Annotated in this window: 13 protein-coding genes; 5 read left to right on the top strand and 8 right to left on the bottom strand. The window is 69.7% G+C overall.

Annotated features, from left to right (window positions below):
• Nucleotides 1-86 precede the first annotated feature (86 nt).
• Nucleotides 87-911: a hypothetical protein gene (locus tag QE438_RS12440; protein WP_306995254.1), complete on the top strand. Its 825-nt coding sequence runs from the start codon at nucleotides 87-89 to the stop codon at nucleotides 909-911.
• Here QE438_RS12440 and QE438_RS12435 read toward each other — a convergent pair.
• Nucleotides 841-1,803 carry a LysR family transcriptional regulator gene (locus QE438_RS12435; protein WP_130521732.1) on the bottom strand — a complete coding sequence of 321 codons (963 nt, stop codon included), beginning with the start codon at nucleotides 1,801-1,803 and terminating at the stop codon, nucleotides 841-843. The genes QE438_RS12440 and QE438_RS12435 overlap by 71 nt on opposite strands.
• 117 nt (nucleotides 1,804-1,920) lie before the next feature.
• Between QE438_RS12435 and aceB the strand changes: the two genes are divergently transcribed.
• The 4 genes from aceB (at nucleotide 1,921) to QE438_RS12415 (ending at nucleotide 6,970) form a co-directional block, all read left to right on the top strand.
• Nucleotides 1,921-3,555 (top strand): malate synthase A, encoded by a 1,635-nt coding sequence (gene aceB, locus QE438_RS12430; protein WP_306995258.1) that lies wholly within the window; start codon nucleotides 1,921-1,923, stop codon nucleotides 3,553-3,555.
• Between the two features lie 101 nt (nucleotides 3,556-3,656).
• The gene (gene aceA / locus QE438_RS12425; protein ID WP_306995260.1) at nucleotides 3,657-4,988 is read left to right on the top strand and encodes an isocitrate lyase; all 1,332 of its coding nucleotides are present in this window, start codon (nucleotides 3,657-3,659) and stop codon (nucleotides 4,986-4,988) included.
• Nucleotides 4,989-5,240: 252 nt separating this feature from the next.
• Nucleotides 5,241-5,612 carry a hypothetical protein gene (locus tag QE438_RS12420; protein ID WP_306995263.1) on the top strand — a complete coding sequence of 124 codons (372 nt, stop codon included), beginning with the start codon at nucleotides 5,241-5,243 and terminating at the stop codon, nucleotides 5,610-5,612.
• A 353-nt stretch (nucleotides 5,613-5,965) separates the two neighbouring features.
• Entirely contained in the window at nucleotides 5,966-6,970 is a 1,005-nt protein-coding gene (locus tag QE438_RS12415; protein WP_306995266.1) for a DUF2884 family protein, read from the top strand.
• Between the two features lie 122 nt (nucleotides 6,971-7,092).
• Here QE438_RS12415 and QE438_RS12410 read toward each other — a convergent pair whose 3' ends face one another.
• The 7 genes from QE438_RS12410 to QE438_RS12380 all read right to left on the bottom strand — a co-directional run bounded on the left by QE438_RS12410 (nucleotide 7,093) and on the right by QE438_RS12380 (nucleotide 15,380).
• Nucleotides 7,093-8,607 (bottom strand): YifB family Mg chelatase-like AAA ATPase, encoded by a 1,515-nt coding sequence (locus tag QE438_RS12410; protein WP_306995268.1) that lies wholly within the window; start codon nucleotides 8,605-8,607, stop codon nucleotides 7,093-7,095.
• Between the two features lie 36 nt (nucleotides 8,608-8,643).
• Nucleotides 8,644-8,898, bottom strand: coding sequence for an accessory factor UbiK family protein (locus QE438_RS12405; protein WP_130521742.1), 255 nt, complete (start codon nucleotides 8,896-8,898; stop codon nucleotides 8,644-8,646).
• 193 nt (nucleotides 8,899-9,091) lie between these two features.
• Nucleotides 9,092-9,310: a hypothetical protein gene (locus QE438_RS12400; RefSeq protein WP_343228803.1), complete on the bottom strand. Its 219-nt coding sequence runs from the start codon at nucleotides 9,308-9,310 to the stop codon at nucleotides 9,092-9,094.
• Nucleotides 9,311-9,651: 341 nt separating this feature from the next.
• Entirely contained in the window at nucleotides 9,652-10,401 is a 750-nt protein-coding gene (locus QE438_RS12395; protein WP_307184139.1) for a DUF998 domain-containing protein, read from the bottom strand.
• A gap of 281 nt (nucleotides 10,402-10,682) precedes the next feature.
• Complete coding sequence (locus QE438_RS12390) at nucleotides 10,683-11,342, bottom strand: kinase (RefSeq protein WP_130535469.1); 660 nt, start codon at nucleotides 11,340-11,342, stop codon at nucleotides 10,683-10,685.
• A 473-nt stretch (nucleotides 11,343-11,815) separates the two neighbouring features.
• Nucleotides 11,816-14,110, bottom strand: a complete 2,295-nt coding sequence (locus QE438_RS12385) for a TonB-dependent receptor (protein WP_306995277.1) — start codon at nucleotides 14,108-14,110, stop codon at nucleotides 11,816-11,818.
• Nucleotides 14,111-14,264: 154 nt separating this feature from the next.
• Entirely contained in the window at nucleotides 14,265-15,380 is a 1,116-nt protein-coding gene (locus QE438_RS12380) for a glycerophosphodiester phosphodiesterase (protein ID WP_306995279.1), read from the bottom strand.
• Nucleotides 15,381-15,810: the final 430 nt, after the last annotated feature.

Raw genomic sequence — 15,810 nt, 5'->3', positions numbered from 1 at the left:
ACCGCTGGCCCACGGCGTGGGGTGCGACCGAAATCCGACAGCGCGGCTGCGACCGTGTCTGCCCTACTCGAGGCCGAGGGCTGGACATGTCCGAACACGGCACGCCGCCGGCGGTCGCCAACAAGGTCGCCGCAGTCACCCTGGGCTTCTGGATCCTCAAGATCCTGGCGACCACGCTGGGCGAGACCGGCGGCGACTGGCTCACCATGACGCTCGGGCTGGGCTATGGGCCCGGGGCCTTGCTGCTGCTGGGCCTGTTCGCGCTGACCCTGTGGGTGCAGCTGCGCGCGCGCGGGTTCCATCGCGGGCTGTACTGGGTGGTGATCCTGTCCACCAGCACCGCGGGCACGGCGATGTCGGACTTCCTGGATCGCACGCTGGGGCTGGGCTATCTGCGCGGCGCGCTGCTGCTGGTGGCGCTGCTGGGCGGGGTGCTGGCCGCCTGGTACCACAGCGAGGGGCATCTGTCGGTGCAGCGCATCGCCAGCCGCCGGGCCGAGGGCTACTACTGGATGGCGATCCTGGTCAGCAACACGCTGGGCACGGCGCTGGGCGATTTTCTGGCCGATTCCTCCGGCCTGGGCTTCGCCGCAAGCGCGGGGCTGATCGCGGCGGTGATCGCCGCCACGGCGCTGGCCTACCGCTTCACGTCCGTCAGCCGGGTGCTGCTGTTCTGGATCGCGTTCGTGATGACCCGGCCGTTCGGTGCGACCTTCGGCGACCTGCTGACCAAGCCGGCTGCCCATGGCGGCCTGGAGCTGGGCACCGGCGGCGCCTCGCTGGTGCTGGCGGTGCTGCTGGTGGCCGGGCTGCTCGTGCAGGGACTTGGCGGCCGGGCGCTCAGCGCTCCGAATGCCCGCTCTCGTCGTGGTCGCGCGGGTGGAACAGGTCCGGCCGGATCAGCGCGATGAAGGCCCGCGCCTGCGGCGAGAGGTACTTGCCCTTGCGCACCACCACGCCATAGCTGCGCGAGGGGAAGTACGCGCTCAGCGAGCGCGCGGTGATGCGGCCGCGGTCGGCCTCGCCCAGGCAGATCGAGCTGACGATCGACAGGCCCATGCCCATGGCCACGTACTGCTTGATCACCTCCCAGCCGCCAACCTCCAGCGCCACGGTGTACGGCACGCGCGCCTGCTGGAAGGTCAGGTCCACCAGCCGGTAGGTGATCTGCCGGCGCGGCGGCAGGATCAGGCCGTAGGGCGAGATGTCCTCCAGGGTCACCTTGTCCTTCTTCGCCAGCGGGTGGTCGTGCGGGGTGATCAGCATCGGCTCGAAGCGGTAGACCGGCTCGTAGCTCAGGTCGGCCGCGACGTCGACCATCGAGCCGACCGCCAGGTCCACCGCGTCCTGGCGCAGCAGGTCGGTGCCGTCGGCGCTGATGGCGTTGTGCAGGGTCAGGCGCACCTCGGGATGCTCGCGGCGGAAGGCGTCCACGATCCGCGGCAGCAGGTAGAGGATGGTCGAGCTGTTGGCGGCGATGTTCAGCTCGCCGGCGTCCAGCCCGCTGACCTTGTGGCGGAAATCCGAGGCCAGCGAGTCCACCCCTTCGACCAGCGGCTGGGCCATCTCGTAGAGCAGCTGGCCCTCGCGGGTGGGGGTCAGGCGCCGCCCGCTGCGCTCGAACAGCCGCGTCCCGTACTCCCGCTCCAGCGCCTGCAGCTGCAGCGAAATGGCCGGCTGGCTGACGAACAAGGCCTCCGCCGCCCGCGAAACCGAGCCCAGACGCACCACTTGGCAGAACGCGCGCAGCGGTTTGAGCCGATCGGATTTGTAGGAAAAACGCGGGGTTACGTTCGCTGGCATGGGTCTGAATCCGTTCTCATGAGCAGAACTTATGAATTGAATTGATAAAACTAAGTTGTCAAATACTAACCCCCGGAGCACGGTGGCGGCCCAGCTGAAACGACGAGGAACACCGCCATGTCCGCCACCGCCTTCGCCCTGTCGCCCACCGCCCGCGGCGCCACGCCCGGCCTGGCGCTGACGGTCCGGGCCCCGGGCCAGGACGCGCTGCTGCCGGCCGGCCTGCTGGGCCTGCTGACCTCGCTGCACCGGGCCATCGAGCCCGAGCGCCAGGCCCGCCTGGCCGCCCGCGCCGCCCGCCAGGCCGCGTTCGACGGCGGCGCCCTGCCGGACTTCCGCGCCGACACCGCGCAGATCCGCCAAGGCGACTGGACCGTGGCGCCGATCCCGGCCGCGCTGGCCGACCGTCGCGTGGAGATCACCGGCCCGACCGACCCGAAGATGGTCATCAACGCGCTGAACTCCGGCGCCAAGGTGTTCATGGCCGACTTCGAGGATTCGACCTCGCCGACCTGGGCCAACCTGCTGACCGGCCAGCGCGCGCTGATCGGCGCGGTCGACGGCGACCTGACCTTCCAGGCGCCGGCGGCCGGCGACAAGCCGGGCAAGCGCTACACGCTCAAGCCGGCCGACGAGCAGGCGGTGCTGATCGTGCGTCCGCGCGGCTGGCACCTGGACGAGAAGCACGTGCTGGTCGATGGCGCGCCGATCGCCGGCGGCCTGTTCGACGTGGCCACCTTCGCCTTCCACAACGCCCGCGCGCTGCAGGCCAGGGACCGCGGCCCCTACTTCTACCTGCCCAAGCTGCAGTCGATGGAGGAGGCGGCGCTGTGGGAGACCGCGCTGTCGCACATCGAGGCGACCCTGGGCCTGCCGCAGGGGCAGATGAAGGTCACCGTGCTGATCGAGACGCTGCCGGCGGCCTTCGAGATGCACGAGATCCTGTACGCGCTGCGCAGCCGCATCGTCGGCCTGAACTGCGGCCGCTGGGACTACATCTTTTCCTACATCAAGACCTTCCGCGCCCACCCCGACCGCGTGCTGCCCGAGCGCGGCCAGGTCACCATGACCCAGCCGTTCCTGAAGGCCTATTCGGAGCTGCTGATCCAGACCTGTCACCGGCGCGGCGCGCACGCCATGGGCGGCATGGCCGCGCAGATTCCGATCAACAACGACCCGGCGGCCAACGAGCAGGCCATGGCCCGCGTGCGCGCCGACAAGCTGCGCGAGGTCACCGCCGGCCACGACGGCACCTGGGTCGCGCACCCGGCGCTGATCCCGGTGGCGATGGAGATCTTCGATGCGCACATGCCCGGCCCGAACCAGCACGGCGTGGCCCGCGCCGATGTGCACGTCGGCCGCGACGACCTGATCCGCCCGTCCACCGGCACCATCACCCGCGCCGGGTTCGAGGGCAATGTCGAGGTCTGCGTGCGCTACCTGGCCGCCTGGCTGGATGGCAACGGCTGCGTGCCGATCCACTGGCTGATGGAGGACGCGGCCACCGCCGAGATCTCGCGCACCCAGATCTGGCAGTGGCTGCACACCGACGGCCTGCACCTGGACGACGGCACCGCCATCGACCTGGCGCTGCTGGAGACCACGCTCAAGCGCCTGCCCACCCGCCTGGGTGATGCGGCGCTGCCCGGCGCGGCCAAGGTGCCGCAGGCCATCGCCCTGCTGGACCAGCTCTCACGCAGCGACACGCTGGCCGAGTTCCTGACCCTGCCGGCCTACGCGCAGATCGATTGAAGCCGGGGTCGGGCTTCGGATCGAAGAAGCCGGCCCAGCCCTTACCCGCATTTCGCTTGCACCCCATTCGACGGGCATCCGTCAACGACCGGAGAAGCACCATGAGCACTCGCCAGGAACAGATCGACGCCCTGCAGAAGGACTGGAACACCAACCCGCGCTGGAGCAGCGTCAAGCGCAACTACAGCGCCGCCGACGTGGTGCGCCTGCGCGGCAGCGTGCAGCCCGAGCACACCCTGGCCAAGCGCGGCGCCGAGCGGCTGTGGAAGCTGGTCAACGGCGAGGCCAAGAAGGGTTACGTCAACGCCTTCGGCGCCATCAGCGCCGGCCAGGCGATGCAGCAGGCCAAGGCCGGCCTGGAGGCGGTCTACCTGTCCGGCTGGCAGGTGGCCGCCGACGGCAACACTTCCGAGACCATGTATCCCGACCAGTCGCTGTACGCCTACGACTCGGTGCCGACCATGGTCCGCCGCATCAACAACACCTTCCAGCGCGCCGACGAGATCCAGTGGAAGAACATCTGCGACGGCAAGCTGGACGAGCAGGACGCGATCGACTTCTTCCTGCCCATCGTCGCCGACGGCGAGGCCGGCTTCGGCGGGGTGCTCAACGCCTACGAGCTGATGAAGAACATGATCATCGCCGGCGCGGCGGGCGTGCACTTCGAGGACCAGCTGGCGGCGGTGAAGAAGTGCGGCCACATGGGCGGCAAGGTGCTGGTGCCCACCCAGGAGGCGATCCAGAAGCTGCAGGCCGCGCGCCTGGCCGCCGACGTGCTGGGCGTGCCGACCATCGTGCTGGCCCGCACTGATGCGGAGGCCGCCAACCTGCTGACCTCCGATTTCGATCCCAACGACAAGCCCTTCGTCAACGGCGAGCGCACCAGCGAGGGCTTCTACCGCGTCAGGAACGGCCTGGAACAGGCCATCAGCCGCGGCGTGGCCTACGCGCCGCACGCCGACCTGGTGTGGTGCGAGACCGGCACCCCGGACCTGGGCTTCGCCCGCGAGTTCGCCCAGGCCGTGCATGCGGCCAGCCCGGGCAAGCTGCTGAGCTACAACTGCTCGCCCTCGTTCAACTGGAAGAAGAACCTGGACGACGCGACCATCGCCCGCTTCCAGGACGAGCTGTCGGCGCTGGGCTACAAGTACCAGTTCATCACCCTGGCCGGCATCCACATCAACTGGTTCAACACCTTCAAGTTCGCCCACGACTACGCCCGTGGCCAGGGCATGAAGCACTACGTCGAGCAGGTGCAGCAGCCGGAGTTCGAGGCCCGCGAGCAGGGCTACACCTTCGTCAGCCACCAGCAGGAAGTCGGCGCCGGCTACTTCGACGACGTCACCACCGTCATCCAGGGCGGCAGCTCCAGCGTGACCGCGCTGACCGGCTCGACCGAGGAGGAGCAGTTCTACGAACACAAGGCGGCCTGAGCCTCGGCGCCTTGAACCAGGCAGGACGCGCCCGGCACCGGCGCGTGCGATGAACCTTGAGAGGAGCGGCGTTGCGCAGGCGACCCTCGCGTGCAGGGGCGCGAGGGTCTGGCGCGACGCGGGCTGGGAGGCCCCGCCCTCGATCAGAGACATCGCACGCGCTGGCGTCGGGTGCTTTGGCAACATCCGCGGCATCGCTTCAGCGTCATCGAACACCCACCAGCGTCGTTCACCCACTGAGAAAGGTGCGCCATGCTTCGAGCCCGTCACGACAACCGCTATCGCGGCCAGGATGCGTTGATGTTCCGCGGGGATCGCCCCGGCATCGCCATGCTCGCCTCCATGCTGGATCACCTGGCCTCCAGTCCGCGCCCCGACGCGGTCGGTCGCCGCCATGCCATCCCCGGCGTGCCCAATGTCAGCCTGGAGGTGACCGACTCGGTCTCCCGGCTGATGCTGGACAGCGCCTGTCCCACGCCGTTCGTGTGGCAGCTCAAGTGGACCGACCTGGCCGACTGCGGCGCCAGGCTCGGCGCACTGGCCGGCGAAGCCCAGGGCCAGCTGCGCATCCAGGGCGAGCGCGACGACCTGCAGCTGGTCCTGGCGGTGGGGGAGGACGCCTGACCCGAGGCACAGCCTGGGGCGACAGGATCCGGGTGGGAACCGCCATGGCGGCGATGAGGCTTTCCCAATAAAGCCCCTCGCCGGCAATGGCCAAGAAGGCCACAAGGGCGGTTCCCACCTGTAGAGCGGAGCTTGCTCCGCTGGGCCTTGCCGATGATCCGGTCGAAACGCAGCGGAGTCCCCAAAAGGGGATTGCCACAAGCTCCGCTCTACAAGGAGGCCGCGGCTTGACCTTAGAGCCAGTTGTCCCATCAAGCACGCCCGCCATCGGTCCTTGTGACTTCAGGCACGCGCCCGCATCCGGCGGCCGCGCGGAAGCTGGCTGCCAGTTGGCAGACAGGACGTTCGAGAAGATGCGCAAGCGATGGCAGGTGGTGATGCTGGCGTGCCTGGCGCCTGCTGCCTGGGCGCAGCAGGCGAATACGCCCGCCGACAAGGCGCCGCAGACCCAGGCTTCTGCCGAGAAGGTGCCGCAGACGCCTGCCGACAAGCCCCAGTCCGACCCTGCGCAGCAAGGCCGGCACGACCGCCGCCCGCACGTGTCCTCGCGTCAGTGCGGCCTGGGGACCGAATTCAACGTGCTGGCCGATAGCGGCGGCATCTGGCTGTACCGCGACAGCGGCTCGCCGCGCGAGATCTTCTTCCACGGCGGCGAACTGAGCGTGGACCGCAAGCTGCGCCCGGTCAGCGCCGCCGATGCGCAGCGGCTGTGGCAGATGGAGAGCCAGGCCCGCGCGCTGATGCCGAAGGTGGCCGGGCTGGCCAACGAGGTCGTCGACCTCAGCTACGACGCGCTGGGCGGCGTGATCGAGATCATGACCGGCAGCTCCTTCAACGCGCGCAAGATCGCGCGCATGCGCACCCAGGCCCATGGCTATGTGGATGGCACGCTGGGCAAGGGCCGTTGGGAGCAGGACGCCTTCGGCGGCAACTTCGAGCGCTACGTGGAAGACCAGGCCGAGGCCTTCAAGGGCAGCATCGCCCGCCACCTGCTGTTTCAGATCTTCACCGGCCGCAGCGATGCGATCGACGAGCGCGCCGACCGCCTGGGCGACGAACTGGACGCCAAGCTCGAGGCGCGCAGCGAGGCCATCGAGGCCCAGGCCGAAGCGATGTGCGACCAGGTCGACCAGCTGCGTGCGCTGCAGGACGCGCTGGAGTTCCGCTACGAGGGCAAGCCCCTCCAACTGCTGGAACCGATCGAGGGCCACGCCGCCGCCGATGCGGCCGATGCGGCGGAAGACGCCGAAAAGCGCGACGCGCCGGACCACAGCGAGGATGCCACCTCAAAGAAGGCCGGGCGCGAAGACGCCCCGCGCGACACCACCATCAAGCCCCAAGCCGTTCCTCAACCTTGACCGCGCGACCTGTGGGAGCCGCCACGGCGGCGATGGGGCTCTCCCGAGGATCCTTCCCGACGCCGAGGTTTGATGCCACCGCAACTGCAGCGACGAAAGAGATACCGCGCTCGCTGTCCTGCTCACGCCGCATCGACCTGCGGCGTCATCGCCTGCTGGCGATAGCCCAGGGCTTCGGTCAGATGCGCGGTGGTGATGTCTTCGCTTTCGGCCAGATCGGCGATGGTGCGGGCCACGCGCAGCGTGCGCTGCATGGCGCGTGCGGACAGCCGCATCTGATCGATCGCGCGCTCCAGCAGCGCCTGGTCGGGTGGCGCCAGCCGGCAATGGGTGAGTGTCTGCGCCTGATCCAGGCGTGCGTTGAGCACACCGGCGCGCTGCAGCTGTCGCGCGCGAGCGGCGGTGACGCGTTCGCGCACGGTGGCGCTGTCTTCGCCGGCCGGTGCGTCGGGGCGCAAGGCCTGCGGCGGCACGCGTGCGACGTCGATCTGCAGGTCGATCCGGTCCAGCAGCGGGCCGGAGATGCGGCCGCGATAGCGGGCGATGCGCTCGGCCGTGCAGCGGCAGCGGCCGTTGGCATCGCCGGCCCAGCCGCAGGGGCAGGGATTCATCGCGGCCACCAGCTGGAACCGCGCGGGGAACTCCGCACTGCGCGCCGCGCGCGCGACTGTGACTGTGCCCGACTCCAGCGGCTCGCGCAGCACTTCCAGCGCGCGCCGGTCCCACTCGGTCAGCTCATCGAGGAACAGCACACCGTGGTGGGCCAGCGAGACCTCGCCGGGTCGTGGCAGCGCGCCGCCGCCGATCAGCGCCACCGCGCTGGCGGTGTGGTGCGGACTGCGGAACGGGCGCTGCCGCCAGCGCGCCGGGTCCAGCCCGCGGCCGCTGACCGAGGCGATGACGGCGCTCTCCAGCGCTTCGTCTTCGCTGGCCTCGGGCAGCAGGCCGGGCAGGCGCGAGGCCAGCAGCGTCTTGCCGCAGCCGGGCGAACCGACGAACAGGAGGTGGTGCCCGCCGGCCGCGGCGACCTCCAGCGCGCGTCGCGCATGCAGCTGGCCGCGGACATCGCGCAGGTCCGGCACGGGCCAGGGCGTGACCGGCTCGGCCACCGCCATCGCCGGTGCGCGCGTGCCGCACAGCATGGCGCAGACCTCCAGCAGGGTGCGCGCGGTGCAGGCCTGGCCGGTGGCCACCAGCGCCGCCTCGGCGCCATTGCCCGCCGGCACGACCAGGCGCCGGCCCGCGTCGCGCGCGGCCAGCACCGCCGGCAGCACGCCGTCGATGCTGCGCAGCTCGCCGGTCAGGCCCAGCTCGCCGACGAATTCCCAGCCGGCCAGGGCCTGGCGGTCGAGCTGGCCGCTGGCCGCCAGGATGCCCAGCGCGATCGGCAGGTCGAAGCGACCGCCGTCCTTGGGCAGGTCGGCCGGCGCCAGATTGACGGTGATGCGCCGCGCGGGGAACTCGAACTGCGCACACAGCAGCGCCGCGCGCACCCGGTCGCGGCTCTCGCGCACCGCCGCCTCGGGCAGGCCGACGATGTGCGTGGCCGGCAGGCCGCCGGAGAGATGCACTTCGACCTGCACGCCGGGCGCCTGCACGCCGCAGCGCGCCCGGCTATGGACCAGGGCCAGACTCATGGGGGACGCTCCGTGTCCGCCGGAAGGAGGGAACCGTCAGCTGCGCGGGGCGACGCGCGCCTCCAGCGCGGCCAGTTCGCGCTCCAGGGCGTCGAGCTTCTCGCGGGTGCGCAGCAATACCGCACGCTGCACCTCGAACTCCTCGCGCGTGACCAGGTCCAGCTTGGCCAGGCCCGACTGCAGGGCGCTCTTGAAGGTGCGCTGCAGGTCCTCGCGCGATTCGCGCAGGCCAGGCGGCACCAGCTCGCTCAGGCGGCGGGCGAGGTCATCGAGGGGGTTGAGATCGATCATGGCAGGCTCCGTGGGCTCAAGGCCAAGGTCGCATGCGCCCTGCGCGCGCCACCATCGGCCGGGCGCGCGCCGGCGGGTCGGAAAAGTCCGATGCCGCGCGCGCCGGTTCGCGCACATTATCGTGGAAGGACCGTTCGTTAGCGGTCACGCGCCAGAGGCGACGGTTCCGATGCGGCCCGGCCGCGGGCTGGTCTCAACTGCCGCAGGACGTCTCAGCGAGGTCGAACGCCATCTGCGGGAGCAAGCGCCCCGGGACGGAGCCGCTTGGGACCAGACCGATCCTGACGGCACCGAAACGGGCGTAGAACGCCTCGGCGCCCGGATCGGCGTCGAGGACGAGGCGCCCGAATCCAAGGGCCGCCGCATCGCGAAGCGCGTTCTGCAGCAACAGCCGTCCGCATCCGGTGCCGATCGCGGATGGGATCGACGAAGAGTGCGCACAACTCCCCGAGGGGAGGCGTTCGGCCGATCAGGCTGAAGCCGAGGATCCGATCGTCGTCCGCGACGGCGACCCAGAAGCGCCCGGACGCGCACGCCTCCGCGCTCCAGGAAAGTTCGGCGCGGCAGGCTCCGAGAAACTGCGGCGAGTAGCCCCAGTATCCCTTCGAGCGCAACGCCAGGGCCGACAGGGCCTGATGGTCGGCGCCAACCGCCCTCCGGAGTTTCGGCGGCTTACACTGCTCGATGTTCGAGGGCACTATCGGGGTCATGGGTCCGAAACCCGGCGCGATCGCATCACCATTGCGGCGTCGGTCAGCGCGATCGCCAGCCGCCGTCAGGCCGACCCGAGCCGCTGAGCGCGATCAGGACGATGCCGGCGACAAGCTCCCACAGGATGATCGTGTAGACGCTCCCACGCTCCCAGAGGCCGTCCGCCACGGCCGCGATCCCGAGCGCGTTGTGTGCAAACAGCCCGACCAGCGAGAGAAGACCGAACACGCCGATGGCGATGCTGAAGCCGCGGAACCAGCGCCCGCCGATCGCGAAGCCTCCGGCCACCGCGGCCAGGTTCCCGCAGATGATCGCGAACGCGGCGCCGATGCCGTGGAAGACGGCCATGCCGGACTGGATGGCCTGCTGGCTGCCGGGCACGGCGGCCACGAGCACGATGCCGAAGGCGTGCAGCGCCGACAGCGTCACCCAAAGCGTCGTCTTGCGCGGCCTGCGCGTCAGCGCGCGGGCGGCCAGGAGGGCCGCGATCAGGAAGAAGATGCCCTGCAGGACGAAGCCGGTGTTCATCACCCAGCTCAGCGGCGAATCGAGATGCCGGCCGTCCACGACACCCACTTCGGGCACGCCGAGGTCGCTGATGTAGTTCGTCGCATAGCTGTAGCCGGGAAACGCGGTGGACGCCACATACTCCGCAGCCACGTAGATCACACCAGCGGCGATCCACAGCGCGCCGGCGAGGCGTCGAGCGGCGCGGGACGGCTGCGGCTCGGGGACGGATGCGCGTGCTTTGTCGTCCGTCGCGACCGCGGGATGTTCCTGCCTTCTGTTCACCGGATGGTCCTTCGAATACGGCGATCTCGCCATCATCTCAGGACCGCGGTGAGCGCAGCGCGGTGCGCGCTATGCGGAGGCCAGCGCCAGGCAGCCGCTCGGCGACGGCTGCGTGCAGTCCGGCAAGCAGGCGTCTTCGCTATCCAGCCCGACACGAACTGATTCTGGAGGCAGGCTCGCAAGCGGTGGCCCACGTCGTTCCTGCTCGGGCGCGTTCGCTCATGGAGCGGGCCTGAAATTCCGAGGACTAGCCCCGTCGCGCAGGGCGGCGGGCGCTGGGCTCAGGCCTTGCTCCAGGCGTAGAAGCGCTTCCAGCCGTTGCGCACGCCGCTCACCCAGGGGCGCTGGGCGACCACGCGTGCGCGCATGCCGGTGATCTCGCGCCCGGTCAGGCGGCGCTGGATCTTCAGCGCGTTGGCCAGGTCCGAGCGGCGCAGTTCGCGCAGCAGGGGCAGGCGCATCATCCAGCGCGGCAGGCGCATGGCCGAGGCGTAGTCGAGCAGCACCAGGGTGCCGCCGCTGACCATCAGGTTGGAGGTGTGCAGATCGTTGTGGGTGATGCCGGCGGCGTGCAGCTGGGCGATCATGGCGCGCAGCTGGCGGAACACCGTCTTGCCGGCGTCCATCGCATCGCCGCCCAGGACGGTGCCGGAGACGAATTCCATGCCCAGCAGCAGGCCGCCGGCCGTGCCCAGCAGCATCGGCGCATGGCGCCAGCCGGCCAGGTGCCGGAGCATGCGCGCCTCGCGCCAGACCAGCAGCCGGGCCAGCAGGGCCATCGGCGTGCCGGCATAGCGGCGGTAATCCTTGACCACCACCGGTCGGCCCTCGTAGGGCGTGACGTAGACGTCCGGTTCGAGGACGCGCTCGCCGCGCTTGAGCAGCTTGGCGGTCGCCGGCAGGCGGGCGCCGGGGTGGAAGGGGAGCAGGGCGGTATTCATAAGTCGGTTGCCTCGCGCGTGGGCCGGTGGAACTCCGGGGACCAACAGCTGCGGAATTACTGAACTTTTTGGTTCGGCAAACAATTCTAACGGCTTTCCGACATGAGGGTGTAACGAAATTCCGACAGAGACTGTTCCGCTGGAGGGGGTGATCGGGCGGGCTCCGAAGCGCCAAACGTCCGCCTGGGGCCACGAGGGCTCGGTAAGCCGCGGCCTCCTTGTAGAGCGGAGCTTGCTCCGCTGCTTTTCGTTCGGTTCGCGGGGAAAGCCCCAGCGGAGCAAGCTCCGCTCTACAGGGTGGGAGCCGCCATGGCGGCGAGGGCGTTCCCAGGGCGGTCCCAGAGGCCGGAAATCAGCCCCTCGCCGCTCCCGGTGCCCCCCGTCCGACCCCGCCCCGGGCCCCCAAAAACGCAAGCGGGGCGCGGACTTACATCCGCGCCCCGCCCGGGGTCACACCAATCCGGCCTGGGCGGTCAGAAGTCCGCGCCGAAGGTCAGGAAATACTGCCGCGGCGCATCGGCATGGATGGCATAGCGCGTGCCGGCCGGGTCGGTCGGGGCGAACGAGCTGAGCTGGCCGGCATAGCGCTTGTCGGTCAGGTTGGCCACGTTGAATGACACCCGCACGTTGCGCAGGCCCAGGCCGGGTCCGAAGTCGTAGCCGGTGCCGAAGTCGAAGGTGGTCACGCCCGGCACCGACTGGTCGTTGGTGTAGGTGTAGTAGCGCTTGCCGGTGTACTTGCCGCGCAGGCTGACGTTCCAGCCGCCGCCGCGCCAGCTCAGTTCGCTGGAGGCCATGCGCTGCGGGGTGTCGACGGTGATCTTGCCGGCCACCGGGACGACCTGGCCGCCGGAGACGTAGTTGTCCTCGTAGGTGCTCTTGTTCCAGGACAGCGCGTTGTACCACTCGAAGCCCGCGCCGGGCTTGAGGATGAAAGTCAGCTCGGCGCCGTCGCTCTTGACCGAGCCGACGTTGACGAACTTGGTGACGCACTCCGGGCGCGTGCCGACTTCGATGCTCGAGCACGGGTTGAGCGACAGCAGGCGGTTGTCGAACAGCACGTGGTAGGCCGCCAGCGAGGCCTGGTAGTGCTCGCCGAAGGTGCGCCAGCCGGCTTCCAGCGTGCGCGACTTCTCAGGCTCCAGGCCTTTGGCCGCGGCGAAGGACTGCGGCGTGACCTGCAGCGGGCCGCCGCTGCCGCCGCCGACGAAGGCGGCGATGTTCTGCGCGTAGGAGGCGAACAGCTCGTTGTCCTGGTTCAACTTGAAGCCCAGGCCGACCTGCGGCAGGGCATTCTTCTTGGCCACCAGGGTGCCGCTGGCGAGCAGCGTTTCCACGCCGGGTTTGGCCTTGGCGGTCATCTCGGTGCGGGGGCTCTTGATGCCCACGTCCACGGTCAGGCGGGCGTCGAGGAAACGCATCCGGTCCTGCACGTAGAACTGGCGGGTGCGGATGGTGTAGTCCTGGTCGAACAGGCGGCGGTTGGGCCGGTTGAGGTAGAAGTCGTCCAGGAACGGGCCGCTGACGTAATAGAAATTGCGCTCGACGTTGTGGTCGTTGTACTCGTACCACAGGCCGGCCTCCAGCTCGTGCAGGCCCCAGCGCCAGTCCAGCGCCGCGGTGCCGCCGGTGCGGTTGATGGTGTAGTTGGTCGAGCGGATCGAGATCGGCAGCGCCTGCGGCGTATTGGGGTAGGAGGCCTGGCCCGGCGCCCACCAGTGGCCCTGGCCGCGGTTCTCGTGGTGGTAGGCCAGCAGCTTCAGGTGCGCCTCGCTGCCCAGGGCGATGTCGCCGTCGAGCGCGTAGAGGTTGTCGTCGCGCAGCGCGCGGCTCTGGTAGTAGGCGTCGTCGATGCTGTTGACCCCGCCGCTGAAGCGGCAGCGTGCGGCGTTGTAGGTCGCCGGGGCGCAGTAGGCCGCGGCCACGGCGCGGTCCCAGTCCGGGGCGTAGATGTTCCAGTCCCAGCCAAGGCCGCGGGCGAGCATGCTCTTGGACAGGTAGGAGTAGTTGGGCTGGTTGACGCGTGAGGTGGCGATGAACGCGCCGAAGCGGTTGTCGCCCACGTTCCACACCGCCTTGGCGTTGAACTGCTTGGTCTTCTGCGCCTGGTGCGGCGGCGCCCACATGTCGGCGTCCTGGCGTACGGCGGAGACATAGGCCGAGAAGCCGTGCAGGTCGCCGGTGTCGGCGCGCAGGTAGGTGCGGTTCTGGTGGTTGCTGCCGATGGTCTGCTGCAGGCGGCCGCCGGCCTCGGTGTCCGGGTCCTGCGAGTAGTACTGCAGGGTGCCGCCCAGGTTGCTGGTGGAGGCCACGCCCAGCGAGCCGATGCCCTGCGACAGTTCGACGCCGGCCAGGTTCTCGGGAATCAGCGCGCGCGAGATGCTCAGGCCGTTGTAGTTGCCGTAGCTGTTGTCGCCCAGCGGGATGCCATCGAGCGTATAGCCCAGGCGGCTCTTGTCGAAGCCGCGCAGGGTGATGGACTGCGATTCCTCGTTGGCGCCGAAGGCGTCGTTGGACTGCACCGACACGCCCGGCAGCTTGTCCAGCAGCTTCTGCCCGCTGGTGCCCGGCGGCAGCACCTGCTTGTCGACCTGGGTGATGCGCTGCACCTGGCGGGTTTCGCCGCGGCCGATGACCGACACGCTGTCCAGCGTCTTGGCGGTGGTGTCGGCGTCGGCCGGCGCGGCGGGCGGGGTGTCGTCGGTGGCGTAGGCGTTCGCAGCGCACAGGGCGAGCGACACCGCGACCGTCAGGGAGCGGATGTGCATGTTCGAAGCGTCGTTGGTCAAGGGAAGGCGCGTAGGCGCCCGGACACCTTGACCGACGAACATGAAAACTTTCTTACGAAGTTGGCGCGGCGTTGCACGCGTGCCGGGTGATGCGTGCGTTGTGACGGAATGCCGCGCAGGCGCTCCGCGTTCCTCAGGGTTTATGCCAGCCGTCCACCGCCTGTCTTCCCAGGGCCGGGTCGTCGGTGAAGAAGCCATCGACGCCGGCATCGAGGAAGGCGCGCATCTCGCGGATCGAACCGGCGTCGCTGCGCGTGGCCGGTTCGCGACCCTGCTGCAGGTCCTTGGGCAGGAAGGCGTTCTCGGGGCGGAAGGTGTAGGGCACCACCTTCAGTCCGGCCGCATGCGCGTCGGCGATGATCGCATTGGGCTTGCCCAGGTTGCCCTGCGCGTCCAGCGGCAGCAGCATGCGGTTGGCGGGGCCGAGCAGCTGGGCGTACCGGGCGATGGCCTTCAGGCCCTGCGGGGTGAGCATCTGCGCATAGGTGGTGCTGTCGCCGGCGGCGAGCACGTCGCCGGGGCGCTCGTTCGGCGCGTCGATCAGCTGGACCAGGCGCACGTTGGGATGCGTATCGCCCAGCAAGGCGTGCAGCCGCTTGAGGTTGGCGATCTCGAAGGACTGGATCACGACCGGCGCGCTGCGTGTGTAGGCGTGCGCATCGAGCGTGGCCACGACCTTGGCCTCCATCGGCAGGCCCTGCTGCTGGAAGTAGGTCGAATGCTTGATCTCCGGGATCAGCCCGATCACGCGCCCGCGCGCGGCCGACTCGGCGGCGGTGAAGTCGATGATCTCGTCCAGGGTGACCAGCTGGAACTGGCCGTCGAAGGCGGTGCCGCGCAGCTTGGGCAGGCGTTCGCGCGCGCGCAGGGTCTTCAGTTCGGCCAGGGTGAAGTCTTCGGTGAACCAGCCGGTGACGGCATGGCCGTCGATGGTCTTGGTGGTCTGGCGGGCGGCGAACTCGGGGTGCGCGGCCACGTCGGTGGTGCTGCCGATCTCGTTCTCGTGGCGCGCCAGCAGGGCGCCGTCCTTGCTGGAGACCAGGTCGGGTTCGATGTAGTCGGCGCCGTCGGTGATGGCCTTGGCGTAGGAGGCCAGAGTGTGCTCGGGGCGCAGGGCGCTGGCGCCGCGGTGTCCGATCACCAGGGGCCGGTCGCTCGGCACCGGTTTCGGCGGCGTGTCCTGTGCGGCGGCGTGGAAGGACAGGGTGGCGCCCATGCAGGCCATCAGGAACAGGGTCGATCGCATCATGCACTCCTTGGAAGCAGGCGCGCGTGGTCGCCCCTGCGTGACCGTGCAGCCTCGCATGCGGGGATGGCGGGTGGGTGACATTGCGTTACTTGCTGGGCTGGAGTTCCTCCGGAGACAGGGATTCTTTTGCCGATCGCGGGATCGTGGGATCGCAGCACGGCGCGGCGAGTGGGCGTCTCGGCTTCGGAAGGGCAGCGGGCCGGCGGGCGGTGGCCGCTTTTCCCTCAATCAGGGCATCCTGCCCTGATTCGGGCGCTCGGCATCCTGCCTCGCTAGGCGCGGCCACCGCCCGCCGGCCCGCTGCCTCGCGCGTCAAGTCATAAGGCTTCGGTCGGAAGAAGTTCTGATCCCTTTTCTCTGTGAGCCCCCTCCCACCGGGAGAGCTCGAAGTCGCGGCTGGCGACTGAGGGGGGAGGGTCGGGCGAAGCCC

This window comes from Pseudoxanthomonas sp. SORGH_AS_0997 (assembly GCF_031453535.1).
Lineage (GTDB): Bacteria > Pseudomonadota > Gammaproteobacteria > Xanthomonadales > Xanthomonadaceae > Pseudoxanthomonas_A > Pseudoxanthomonas_A winnipegensis.
This window is presented reverse-complemented; position numbering and strand designations above follow the sequence as displayed.

Excerpts from the sequence above, each read along its gene's own strand:
- QE438_RS12440 (WP_306995254.1), top strand. The coding sequence starts at position 87 with ATGTCCGAACACGGCACGCCGCCGGCGGTCGCCAACAAGGTCGCCGCA.
- QE438_RS12435 (WP_130521732.1), bottom strand. The coding sequence starts at position 1,803 with ATGCCAGCGAACGTAACCCCGCGTTTTTCCTACAAATCCGATCGGCTC.
- aceB (WP_306995258.1), top strand. The coding sequence starts at position 1,921 with ATGTCCGCCACCGCCTTCGCCCTGTCGCCCACCGCCCGCGGCGCCACG.
- aceA (WP_306995260.1), top strand. The coding sequence starts at position 3,657 with ATGAGCACTCGCCAGGAACAGATCGACGCCCTGCAGAAGGACTGGAAC.
- QE438_RS12420 (WP_306995263.1), top strand. The coding sequence starts at position 5,241 with ATGCTTCGAGCCCGTCACGACAACCGCTATCGCGGCCAGGATGCGTTG.
- QE438_RS12415 (WP_306995266.1), top strand. The coding sequence starts at position 5,966 with ATGCGCAAGCGATGGCAGGTGGTGATGCTGGCGTGCCTGGCGCCTGCT.
- QE438_RS12410 (WP_306995268.1), bottom strand. The coding sequence starts at position 8,607 with ATGAGTCTGGCCCTGGTCCATAGCCGGGCGCGCTGCGGCGTGCAGGCG.
- QE438_RS12405 (WP_130521742.1), bottom strand. The coding sequence starts at position 8,898 with ATGATCGATCTCAACCCCCTCGATGACCTCGCCCGCCGCCTGAGCGAG.
- QE438_RS12390 (WP_130535469.1), bottom strand. The coding sequence starts at position 11,342 with ATGAATACCGCCCTGCTCCCCTTCCACCCCGGCGCCCGCCTGCCGGCG.
- QE438_RS12385 (WP_306995277.1), bottom strand. The coding sequence starts at position 14,110 with ATGCACATCCGCTCCCTGACGGTCGCGGTGTCGCTCGCCCTGTGCGCT.
- QE438_RS12380 (WP_306995279.1), bottom strand. The coding sequence starts at position 15,380 with ATGATGCGATCGACCCTGTTCCTGATGGCCTGCATGGGCGCCACCCTG.